The organism is Phenylobacterium sp., from assembly GCF_035276905.1.
GTDB lineage: Bacteria > Pseudomonadota > Alphaproteobacteria > Caulobacterales > Caulobacteraceae > Phenylobacterium.
Genome location: NZ_DATELG010000194.1, coordinates 1 through 9137 on the forward strand (window position 1 = coordinate 1; position 9137 = coordinate 9137).

Here is a 9137-nt window from a genome sequence, read left to right on the forward strand (position 1 = left end):
CCGTGGTGCTGAGGCCGCCGAGCTGGGCCGAGGTCAGCTGGCCGATCTGGGTCGAGGTGAACTCGCCGACGTCGGCCGCCGAGAGGCCCTTGAACTGCGTCGCCGCCAGGCCGCCGAGCTGGGTCGAGCTCAGCGTCTGCACCACCGTCGAGTTGAGCGAGGACAAGTTGTCGCTCGACAGCGCGCCGAGCTGGGCCGACGAGAAGGCGGCGACCTGGGTCGTCGAGAAGTCGCCGAAGTCGGTGGTCGACAGGCCCTTGATCTGGTTGGCCGTCAGGCCCGCCGTCTGGGTGGTGCTCAGCGAGCCGACCTGGGTCGAGGTCAGCGCCGAAAGGTTGGCGCTCGACAGCTGGCCGACCTGGGTCGAGGTCAGGCCCGACAGCTGGGTCGTGGTCAGCGCCGCGGCGTCGGTCGTGGTCAGCGCGTTCAGCTGGGTGGCGGAGAGCTGGCCGATCTGGGTCGAGGTGAACTCGCCGACGTCGGTCGTGCTGAGGCCGCCGAGCTGGTTGGCGCTCAGGCCCTTCAGCTGAGCGCCGCTCAGCGATTGCACCTGGGTGCTGTCGAGGCTGGAGAAGTTGGCCGAGGTCAGGCCGCCGAGGGCCGCCGAGCTCAGGGAGCCGAGATGCGTGGTGTCCAGGTTCGACAGCTGGGTCGAGGTCAGCGCGCCGGCCTGGGCGCCGCTGAACACCGCCAGCTGGGTGGTGTCGAAGATCACCGAGCTCTGGAAGAAGGGGATCTGGGTGGCGGTGAGGCCCTTGGCCTGCGCCGAGGTGATCGCGCCGACCTGGGTGCTGGTCAGGGCCGCGATGTCGGTCGTGTTGATGGCGCCGATCTGCGTCGCGTTCAGCGACGCGATATCGGTCGTAGTGAGGCTCTGGATCGCCGTAACCGACAGAGTGCTGATCTGCGCGGCCGAGAGCATCGAGATCGACATGACACCATCCTGGTCGAACTGGCCGACATTCTGTCGGTCAGGTAGTGAGAAACCCGGGGCGCACGGTCCCCGAGAGTGCGACTAGCGCTCCGTACCTAGACCAGACTCACCTTTCCAAATGGTTACGCTTGTTAACGGCGGTCGCGCGGACCGCGTGGCCGCGACAGTTCGCGCCACGCGCGCAGCTTGGGGACAGCGCCGGCAGGCGGCGGCGAAACCCGAATCCGTCGCCGCGCGCGGTCAGGCGTCGCAGGTCCGGACCGCGTGGGCGACATGGAACACGCCCGAGTGCGACAGCACGATCCAGTCGCCGCTGTGGGCGACCACCGGCCCTTCCGGCGTGCGCACCTGAACGGCCCCGCCTTCGAGGATCATGTGGGCGTCCTCTCCGAGCCACATCCACAAGGTCCGCCAGTTCTTGGCGTCGTGCGGCGGAGGCACCCGCAGGGCGGCCCCGTGGTCGAAGTGCGGATGGGAACGACTGGCTCGCATGGCTTCCGATCGTTGACGGTCGAGCGGTCGATTCGGCCTTGCTTCGGTGACCAGAAGCTTAACCCGCGGCGCGTCAGGGGCTCTCGGACAGCCCCTCCAAGGTTCGCGTGCGTTGATAGTAGAGCCGCTCCACCGCGACCCGGTCGGGGGCGGCGGCGTTGACCGCCCGTCGGAAGCGGGCCTGGTCGCGCGCCAGGCCTTTGGGATCGGCGCCGGCGGCGACCGCCCTGCGATAGGCGGCCTGCAGCTGGGCGTCCGCCTGGCGCAGCGCCGGGCTGGCGCAGACCGTGCGTTCGCCCGCTGTGGACTTGCGCCGGCACGCATCCGTCGCCGGCGTCCGCGCACGCTTGACCGAAGCCCGCTTCACCGCCGCCGGCCTGGCGCGAGGCTTGGCCTCGGCGACCGTCGTCGCCGATGGCGAGACGGCGGGCTGGGCTGCGGGCTGGTCGGCCGGTTGCGCGGCCGCCCGCTCGACCTGGGGGGCGGAAGCTTCCGTCGCCGCGGCCACCGCCTTGGCGTGACGCGGCTTGGCGTAACGCGGCTTGGCGCGATGCGGCGCCGCCTTGGCCTTCTGCGGGCGCATGGCCAGATCCGGATCCTGCAGGCTGGTCTGGCGCGCGAGCGTGCGGACCCGGGCGACCCGGGCCACGGGGTCCTCGGTCGGCGGGAGCGCGACACGGGCCAGCGCGAGCTGGCGCTCGGCCGCATTGGACCGCCAGGCGCGGGCGATCTCGTCATCGCCCATCAGAGAGGCGGCGTAGACGTCGAAGGCGAGGCAGAAGTCGAGCGCACGCGGATTCGACGCCAGCGACTGGCCGCAGCCATGCGCGAAGTCGGCGACGCCGGCCGCGCCCCGGTCGGCGTAGACCTGCTTCAACTGCTCGTAGGCGCGGACCACCTGGCCCGGATCGGCCTGCGACGGGGCGTAGGCGGGCGGCGGCGCATGGTCGAAGCGGGTGAGGGTGCGATCCCCGCCGCCGCCGATCCAGTAGGCCAGGCCCACCGAGATCAGGGCCGCCGTGCTCGCGCCCAAGACCGCGCCGATCCGCGTTCCGTCCCTGGCCGGCGTTTGATCCTTATCAAGGATGGCTGGGCTTCTACGTGGCCGCATATGCATACGAACCCACAACCCAAGGCTACGGTTGCGCCCATCGTGAAGACCCCCTTTTCAATCTCGAAATAATGCCTCTAAGTTGATCGGCGGCACGCGAACCAACCGATGAGTCTGCTGTCGCGTGGAGGAACAGTCTGTGAGCGAGCTATCGACAAAAGCACCGGATCCCATGGACATCGCGCTCGGCGCGGCGGTGCGCATCAGACGTCGGAGCCTGGGAATCTCGCAGGAAGCGCTCGCCGAGCAGTGCGGCGTCAGCTTCCAGCAGATTCAAAAGTACGAGAACGGCGCCAACCGGATCTCGTTCTCCCGCCTGGTGCAGATCGCCCGCGCCCTTCAGTGCCGGGTCGTGGACCTGATGGACGTCCTGGACGCGCCGGACGGGGGCAGCCCCGGCGACCTGGACATCCTCAGCCGCATGCGCACCCCAGGGGCGCTTGAGCTCCTGTCGGCCTTCGAGCGCCTGAGCCCGGAGACCCGCAGCAGCCTCTTGGGCCTGATGCGGACCCTGGCGGCCGAGGCGAATGCGCCTGGGGCGACGAAGGCGCCGGCGCTGGTGTAGAAGCCGCCGGCCGCTAGTGTACTAGCGGTCGGCGAGCACATGGTCGATGACTGCGCGGGCGTCGGCGCCCGACCAGTCCGCGCCCCCGGAAAGGCGCGCCCGCTCCAGCCCATCGGCGCCGTAGATCACCGTCGTCGGCATGCCGGCGGCGGCCGGCTTGAGCGCGAACGGCAGCTTCATCTGCGGATCGCTGTAGAAGCTCAAGGGCGCGTGCTGGGCGATGAACTGCCTGGCCTTGTCGACATCGGACGGGGTGTCGACGCTGACCGGCACGACCGCGACCGGCTTGCCGGCGTATTCGCCCGCCAGCTTCGCGAGCGTCGGCATCTCCGCCACGCACGGCGCGCACCAGGTGGCCCAGAGGTTCAGCACCAGGACCTTGCCCTTGAAGTCGGCCACCTTCAGCGGCTTTCCGGCGGCGTCGTAGAAGATGTTGGGCGGGCCGCTCGTCGCTTCCGCCGGGCTCACCAGCTTTTTCATCTGGCCGTGGGCCACGGCTTTGAGGCCGGTGTCCTGCTCAGGTTTGATGGAAGCCTGGACGATGATGTAGACAACCGCCGCGACGCCGAAGAGGGCGACGCCCCAGAGGGCCCACTTCAGGAACCCGCCACTGGGCTTCGCCCCGGAATGATCGCTCATATGACAAACGACTCCTCTGACGCCCCGCAGACCACGCCCGCCGGACAGGCGATGTGGGGCGGCCGTTTCTCCGACAAACCCGCGGAACTGATGCAGGCGATCAATGTCTCGATCGGCTTCGATCGCAGGCTGGCGCCGCAGGACCTGGCGGGGTCCCGAGCGCACGCGGCGATGTTGCGCAAGGCGGGCGTCATTTCAAGCGAGGACGAGGCCGCCATACAGCAGGGCCTGGCCCAGATCGGCGAGGAAATCGCCGCCGGGACCTTCCCCTTCCGGGAAGAGTACGAGGACATCCACATGAACGTGGAGGCCCGGCTGCGCGAGTTGATCGGGCCCTCCGCCGGACGCCTGCACACCGCCCGCTCGCGCAACGACCAGGTGGCGCTCGACTTTCGCATGTGGGTGCGCGAAGCCTGCGAGCGCACGGCGGGCCTGGTGCAGGCGCTCCAGCGGGCCCTGCTCGCCAAGGCCGAGGCGCACGCCGAGACCCTGATGCCGGGCTTCACCCACCTGCAGCCCGCCCAGCCGGTGACCTTCGGCCACCACCTGATGGCCTATGTGGAGATGTTCGGCCGCGACGCGGGCCGCTTCGCCGACGCCCGGGCGCGGATGAACGAGAGCCCGCTGGGCGCCGCGGCGCTGGCCGGCTCCCCCTTCCCGATCGACCGCCACATGACCGCGCAGGCCCTGGGCTTCGAGCGGCCGACGGCCAATTCGCTGGACAGCGTGTCCGACCGCGACTTCGCGCTGGAGGCCCTGGCCGCCGGCTCGATCTGCGCTCTTCATCTCTCGCGCCTGGCCGAGGAGATCGTCGTCTGGATGACGCCGCAGTTCGGCTTCGTCCGCCTGACCGACGCCTTCACCACCGGCTCGTCGATCATGCCGCAGAAGAAGAACCCGGACGCGGCCGAGCTGGTCCGGGCCAAGGCCGGCAAGGCGCTGGGCTCGTTCCAGCAGCTGTCCGTCGTGATGAAGGGCCTGCCGCTGGCCTATTCGAAGGACATGCAGGAGGACAAGGTCCCGACCTTCGAGGCCTTCGACGCGCTCGAGCTCTCCCTGCGGGCGATGACCGGCATGGTCGCCGACCTCGAGCCGAACGCCGAGCGCATGGCCGCGGCCGCCGGCGCCGGTTTCTCCACCGCCACCGACCTGGCCGACTGGCTGGTGCGGGAGCTGAACCTGCCGTTCCGCGACGCCCACCACGTCACCGGCGCGGCGGTGAAGCGCGCCGAAGAGCTGGGCTGCGACCTGCCCGGCCTGCCGCTGGCCGAGCTGCAGGCGCTGGAGTCGCGAATCACCGATCGCGTGTACGAGGTGCTGACGCCCGAAGCCTCGGTCGCCAGCCGCAAAAGCTACGGCGGGACCGCGCCCGTGCAGGTCCGTGCGCAGATCAAGCGATGGAAGGAAGTCCTCCAATGAGCCGTCCCACCCCGGCGCGCGCGCTCAGCCTCGCCAGCCTCGCGGCCGTCGCCATGGCCCTCGCGGGCTGCGGCAAGACGGGCGAGCTGCAGCGGCCTCCGCCGCTGTTCGGGCCCGCGCGCGCGCCCGCCGAGCAGGGCCGCGGGACCTATGATCCCTCGCGTCCGATCAACACGGTCGACCCGCGGGACGAGGCGATCAATCCAGGCGCGTCGCGCAGCAGTCCGATCCAGGGGACCAGCCCCAACTCGACCGCCTCCCCCGCTCCCGACGCCGCACCAAGCCAATGAACCATTTCGAGCTGCAGGACGGCCAGCTGTTTTGCGAGGGCGTGCCGCTGGCGAAGATCGCCGAGGCGGTGGGCTCTCCCGTCTATGTCTATTCCTCCGCCACCCTGGAGCGGCACTACACGGTGCTGCGCGACGCGCTGCTGGCGGCCGGCCTCAAGGACCCGCTGATCGCCTTCGCAGTGAAGGCGAACTCCAACGTCGCGGTGCTGAAGACCCTGGCCAATCTGGGCGCGGGCGCTGACGTCGTCTCCGAAGGCGAGATCCGCCGGGCGCTGGCCGCGGGCGTCGCGCCCGAGCGCATCGTCTTCTCCGGCGTCGGCAAGACCGAGGCCGAGATCGCCTTCGCCCTGGAGACCGGGGTGGCCGAGATCAACGTCGAGTCCGAACCCGAGCTTCGGCTGATCGACCAGGTCGGCCAGCGGCTCGGCAAGCGCGCGACGGTGGCCATCCGTGTCAATCCCGACGTTGAGGCCGGCGGCCACGCCAAGATCTCCACCGGCAAGGCGGAGAACAAGTTCGGCGTCTCCTTCGCCGAGGCCGAGCGGCTCTACGCCAACGCCTCGAACATGGCCGGCCTCAAGCCCGTGGGCGTCGCCTGCCACATCGGCAGCCAGATCACCGACCTGGGCCCCATGGAGGCCGCCTTCCGCAAGATGCGCGGCCTGGTCGAGCGGCTGCACGCCGAGGGCCTTCACATCGAGCGTCTCGACCTGGGCGGCGGCCTGGGCGTGCCCTATTTCAACCAGCCCGAGCCGCCCGGCCCGGAGGAGTACGCCCGGATGGTCGGCCGCGTGACCGAGGGCCTGGGCGTCCAGCTGGCCTTCGAGCCCGGCCGGGTGATCGCCGCCAACGCCGGCGTGCTGGTGGCCCGGGTGCAGCACATCCACGTGCGCCCCGAAGGCCGCCGCTTCGTGGTGCTGGACGCGGCGATGAACGACCTGGTGCGGCCGGCGATGTACGACGCCTACCACGACATCCGCCCGCTGAATCCTCGTCCCGGCGAGCCGGTGGTCTACGACGTGGTGGGGCCGGTCTGCGAGACCGGCGACACCTTCACCCGCGACCGCGCGCTGTCGCCGATGGAAGCCGGCGACCTGATCGCCTTCATGAGCGCCGGCGCCTACGGCGCGGCCATGGCCAGCGAGTACAACAGCCGCCCGCTGGTTCCCGAGGTCCTGGTCCGCGGCGACCAGTGGGCCGTGGTGCGCCCGCGCCCGACCTATGCCGAGATGCTGGAGCGCGAACGGCCCGCGCCGTGGCTTTAGATGCCCCCCTTTTGAGGGAGCATCTTTCAGTCCAGCGCGCTGATATACGGCAGGCCGCGGTAGAGGCCGGCGGCGTCCATGCCGTAGCCGACGAGATAGCGGGCGGGGGCCTCCCAGCCGACGAAGTCGGGTTCCATGGCGCGCTTCTCCGGCCAGGGCTTGCGGGCGAAGACGGCGGTCAGCACCTGGGCGGCGCCGGCGTCCTTGACCAGGCGGTGGGCCTCGCTGAGCGACAAGCCGGTGTCGAAGACGTCGTCGACCACCAGCGCCTTGCGCCCGACCAGCGGCCGCTGCAGGTCCGCGCGCACCTCGCAGCGGCCCATCGACACCCGCTCGTCCTTGTAGGAGGCCAGCCACAGGGCGTCGAAGCGGACGTAGCGGCCGGCGCGCGCCAACGCCTGCATCAGGTCCGAGCAGAACCACAGGCCGCCGGTCAGCAGGCAGACCGCGACGGTCTCGTCGTCGATCCTGGGCGCAATGGCGCGCGCCAAGCCTTCCACGCGGGCGGCGACCTCCGCCTCGGTGAGCATCACGGTTCCGATCGTCTCAGCCATGTTCGGTGGCCTCCGCAGGCGTGAGCTGGCCCCGCTCGCCGGGCGAGGGCACGGCCTCGGCCGGGGTCGCCGCCGCCGGGGTCGTCGGCGGCGCGGCGACCGCGGGCTGGGGAAGCGCCGGCGCAGGCGTCAGCACCGCCTCGGCCGGCCGCGCCCCGGCCTTGCCGCCAGGGGTGTCGAACCTGACCTCGAGGTCGCGGGCGGTGGCCGGCGGATCGAGCATGGTGACGGTGAAGCGCTTGCGGGCCCCGGCCGGGATGGTGGCGTCGTCGGGCCGGGCGATCTTGGCCGCCACCGGCTGACCGGCGCGGTTGAGCAGGGTCAGGCGCACCGGCGGAGCCTCGACCGGCACGTCGCGGATGTTGCGGATCGCCCCGGAGATCGACAGCACCGGACGCCCGGCCAGGAAGGCGGGCTGCACCCGCACCTGCTCCAGCACCAGCCCGCCACCGGCGACCTGGAAGCCCAGGCCCGCATAGGCCGCCGAGCTCGCCGGCCACAGCCGCACCACCTGCTCGCGGAAGACGATGACGCCGGCGATCAGGGCGACGACGAGGCCGGCCACGCCCGCCCAGACCAGGGCGGCTCCGCGCCGCTCCTGGCGCGGCGGCGGCGTCCGGGGCAGCGGCAGCGGCCGAAATGCCGGCGCCGGCTCGCGCTCGATCGCAACGACCTCGTCGGCGACGGGCGCGGCCTCGGCTTCGGGCTCCGCCATCTGGGGGGCTGGCTCCGGCGCGAGGCCGGGCTCCGGGATCGGCCCGTCGGGCCCCGCCAGCCAGCGGTGGGCGCAGCTCGAGCACCTGACCCGCCGCCCCTGGGCCGGGATGCGCGCATCGTCGACGAAATAGCTGGTGGCGCACTCAGGACAGGTCAGTATCATGACAGCCGAATCGGACGCTCCAGCAACCTCCTTCGAGGTCGCCGATTTCGGCCCTCATGTCCAGAAACCCTAGCGCCGGTGCGGCGACCGATCCTGACGAGGTGGTTCGTTTCGACGACGTCTCGATGCGCTACGGGCGGGGCCCGGAGGTGCTGCGCGACCTGTCGTTCAGCCTCTCGCCCGGGTCCTTCCACTTCCTCACCGGCCCGTCGGGCGCCGGCAAGAGTTCGCTGCTGAAGCTGATCTACCTTGCCGCGCGGCCGTCGAAGGGCCTGATCCACCTGTTCGGCCACGACATCGCCCACGCCGACCCGGGCGACCGGCCGCAGCTTCGGCGGCGGATCGGGGTGGTGTTCCAGGACCTGCTGCTGCTCGAACACATGACCGCCTTCGACAACGCCGCCCTGCCGCTCAGGATCGGCGGCGCCAGGCCCCAGGAGTACCGCGACGACGTCGCCGAGCTGCTGACCTGGGTGGGATTGGGCGCCCGGATGCACGCCCTGCCCGCGACTTTGGCAGGAGGCGAGAAGCAGCGCCTGGCGATCGCCCGCGCGGTGGTCAACCGCCCGCAGATCCTGCTGGCCGACGAGCCCACCAGCAACGTCGACCACGAGATGGCGCTGCGAATCTACCGCCTGTTCGTCGAGCTGAACCGGCTGGGCACGACAGTGCTGATCGCCACCCACGACCAGGACCTGGTGGCCCGCTCGGGCCGGCCGTCGCTGCACCTCGAAGGCGGCCGGCTCGGCTTGCGTGCGCCGCAGGGGCCGGCGCTCTCATGAGCGAGATGTTCGATCCGGCCCGCTGGCGGCCGGCGGCCTTCCTGCCGGAGCGCGAGATCCGTGACGGGTCGCTGGTCTTCGTGGTCGCCGTGCTCTGCTTCCTGGCCTGCGTGACCGCGCTCGGCGTCATCGCCGCCGACCGCGCGGCGAAGGGCTGGAGCAGCCAGCTCGCCAAGGAGGCCACGGTGATCGTCCGCGCCCGTCCG

Annotated in this window: 10 protein-coding genes and 2 pseudogenes; 6 read left to right on the forward strand and 6 right to left on the reverse strand. The window is 71.1% G+C overall.

What is annotated here, in order from left to right:
* The 3 genes and pseudogenes from VJS38_RS09080 to VJS38_RS09090 form a co-directional block, all read right to left on the reverse strand.
* A pseudogene (locus tag VJS38_RS09080) lies at window positions 1–934 on the reverse strand (ice nucleation protein); the annotation flags it as partial.
* Between the two features lie 240 nt (window positions 935–1174).
* Window positions 1175–1426 carry a hypothetical protein gene (locus VJS38_RS09085; protein ID WP_324087831.1) on the reverse strand — a complete coding sequence of 84 codons (252 nt, stop codon included), beginning with the start codon at window positions 1424–1426 and terminating at the stop codon, window positions 1175–1177.
* 73 nt (window positions 1427–1499) lie between these two features.
* Window positions 1500–2459, reverse strand: coding sequence for a hypothetical protein (locus tag VJS38_RS09090; RefSeq protein ID WP_324087832.1), 960 nt, complete (start codon window positions 2457–2459; stop codon window positions 1500–1502).
* A gap of 250 nt (window positions 2460–2709) precedes the next feature.
* On the opposite strand from VJS38_RS09090, the gene VJS38_RS09095 reads away from it, so the two are divergent.
* Window positions 2710–3102, forward strand: a complete 393-nt coding sequence (locus tag VJS38_RS09095; RefSeq protein ID WP_324087833.1) for a helix-turn-helix transcriptional regulator — start codon at window positions 2710–2712, stop codon at window positions 3100–3102.
* Window positions 3103–3123: 21 nt separating this feature from the next.
* Here VJS38_RS09095 and VJS38_RS09100 read toward each other — a convergent pair whose 3' ends face one another.
* Window positions 3124–3741, reverse strand: a complete 618-nt coding sequence (locus tag VJS38_RS09100) for a TlpA disulfide reductase family protein (protein ID WP_324087834.1) — start codon at window positions 3739–3741, stop codon at window positions 3124–3126.
* On the opposite strand from VJS38_RS09100, the gene argH reads away from it, so the two are divergent.
* The 3 genes from argH to lysA are packed head-to-tail and all read left to right on the forward strand — an operon-like array spanning window position 3742 to window position 6715.
* Window positions 3742–5160 carry an argininosuccinate lyase gene (gene argH, locus VJS38_RS09105; protein ID WP_324087835.1) on the forward strand — a complete coding sequence of 473 codons (1419 nt, stop codon included), beginning with the start codon at window positions 3742–3744 and terminating at the stop codon, window positions 5158–5160. It abuts the gene before it with no gap.
* A complete protein-coding gene (locus VJS38_RS09110; RefSeq protein WP_324087836.1) occupies window positions 5157–5450 on the forward strand; it encodes a hypothetical protein in 294 nt (97 codons plus the stop codon). Before argH ends, VJS38_RS09110 begins: the two co-directional genes overlap by 4 nt.
* The gene (lysA, locus tag VJS38_RS09115) at window positions 5447–6715 is read left to right on the forward strand and encodes a diaminopimelate decarboxylase (RefSeq protein WP_324087837.1); all 1269 of its coding nucleotides are present in this window, start codon (window positions 5447–5449) and stop codon (window positions 6713–6715) included. The genes VJS38_RS09110 and lysA overlap by 4 nt, the downstream gene beginning before the upstream one ends.
* A 26-nt stretch (window positions 6716–6741) precedes the next feature.
* Here lysA and VJS38_RS09120 read toward each other — a convergent pair whose 3' ends face one another.
* The gene (locus tag VJS38_RS09120; protein ID WP_324087838.1) at window positions 6742–7269 is read right to left on the reverse strand and encodes a phosphoribosyltransferase; all 528 of its coding nucleotides are present in this window, start codon (window positions 7267–7269) and stop codon (window positions 6742–6744) included.
* Entirely contained in the window at window positions 7262–8149 is an 888-nt protein-coding gene (locus tag VJS38_RS09125) for a DUF3426 domain-containing protein (protein WP_324087839.1), read from the reverse strand. The genes VJS38_RS09120 and VJS38_RS09125 overlap by 8 nt, the downstream gene beginning before the upstream one ends.
* A 56-nt stretch (window positions 8150–8205) precedes the next feature.
* Here VJS38_RS09125 and VJS38_RS09130 point away from each other — a divergent pair, with 56 nt between their 5' ends.
* Both VJS38_RS09130 and VJS38_RS09135 read left to right on the forward strand, forming a co-directional pair.
* Window positions 8206–8931: a cell division ATP-binding protein FtsE gene (locus VJS38_RS09130; protein ID WP_324087840.1), complete on the forward strand. Its 726-nt coding sequence runs from the start codon at window positions 8206–8208 to the stop codon at window positions 8929–8931.
* Window positions 8928–9137: pseudogene (locus VJS38_RS09135) on the forward strand (ABC transporter permease); the annotation flags it as partial. The gene VJS38_RS09130 and the pseudogene VJS38_RS09135, both read left to right, overlap by 4 nt.

Coding starts and splice junctions, on each gene's coding strand:
- VJS38_RS09085 (WP_324087831.1), bottom strand. CDS start 1,426: ATGCGAGCCAGTCGTTCCCATCCGCACTTCGACCACGGGGCCGCCCTG.
- VJS38_RS09095 (WP_324087833.1), top strand. CDS start 2,710: ATGGACATCGCGCTCGGCGCGGCGGTGCGCATCAGACGTCGGAGCCTG.
- VJS38_RS09100 (WP_324087834.1), bottom strand. CDS start 3,741: ATGAGCGATCATTCCGGGGCGAAGCCCAGTGGCGGGTTCCTGAAGTGG.
- argH (WP_324087835.1), top strand. CDS start 3,742: ATGACAAACGACTCCTCTGACGCCCCGCAGACCACGCCCGCCGGACAG.
- VJS38_RS09110 (WP_324087836.1), top strand. CDS start 5,157: ATGAGCCGTCCCACCCCGGCGCGCGCGCTCAGCCTCGCCAGCCTCGCG.
- lysA (WP_324087837.1), top strand. CDS start 5,447: ATGAACCATTTCGAGCTGCAGGACGGCCAGCTGTTTTGCGAGGGCGTG.
- VJS38_RS09120 (WP_324087838.1), bottom strand. CDS start 7,269: ATGGCTGAGACGATCGGAACCGTGATGCTCACCGAGGCGGAGGTCGCC.
- VJS38_RS09125 (WP_324087839.1), bottom strand. CDS start 8,149: ATGATACTGACCTGTCCTGAGTGCGCCACCAGCTATTTCGTCGACGAT.
- VJS38_RS09130 (WP_324087840.1), top strand. CDS start 8,206: ATGTCCAGAAACCCTAGCGCCGGTGCGGCGACCGATCCTGACGAGGTG.